Source organism: Lyngbya aestuarii BL J (genome assembly GCF_000478195.2).
Taxonomy (GTDB): domain Bacteria; phylum Cyanobacteriota; class Cyanobacteriia; order Cyanobacteriales; family Microcoleaceae; genus Capilliphycus; species Capilliphycus aestuarii.
Genome location: NZ_AUZM01000433.1, coordinates 1 through 295, shown reverse-complemented (window position 1 = coordinate 295; position 295 = coordinate 1). Strand labels below are relative to the sequence as shown.

At 49.5% G+C, this 295-nt stretch carries 1 protein-coding gene; it reads left to right on the top strand.

All coding sequences use genetic code 11. From position 1 onward, the window contains the following. Positions 1-9 precede the first annotated feature (9 nt). The coding region (locus tag M595_RS28820) for an FHA domain-containing protein (RefSeq protein ID WP_023070082.1) at positions 10-295 on the top strand (286 nt) is incomplete at its 3' end.

Below are 295 nucleotides of genomic sequence, written 5' to 3'. Positions count from 1 at the left end.
GGAGAATTAATGCAGCCCCTTGAAGAAATTAGAACAGAACTCCCGGCGAATTCTCAAACTTGGTTGGGATATATTGCGCCCAGGGCGTGGCTACGTCTACCGAGTGATTTAAACCCGTCTTCGGGATCACCGCCTCAACTATGGCCGCTCGAAGCTGGAAGCGTGCGAGTTGGACGGGGAGAAGACAATGATATCGTCATTTCTGAACAATGGGTATCGAGTAAACACGCGGAAATCTTTTGTCGCAATGGTAGCGATGACAACCCCCAACCCACCTTTTTTCTGCGAGACTTTT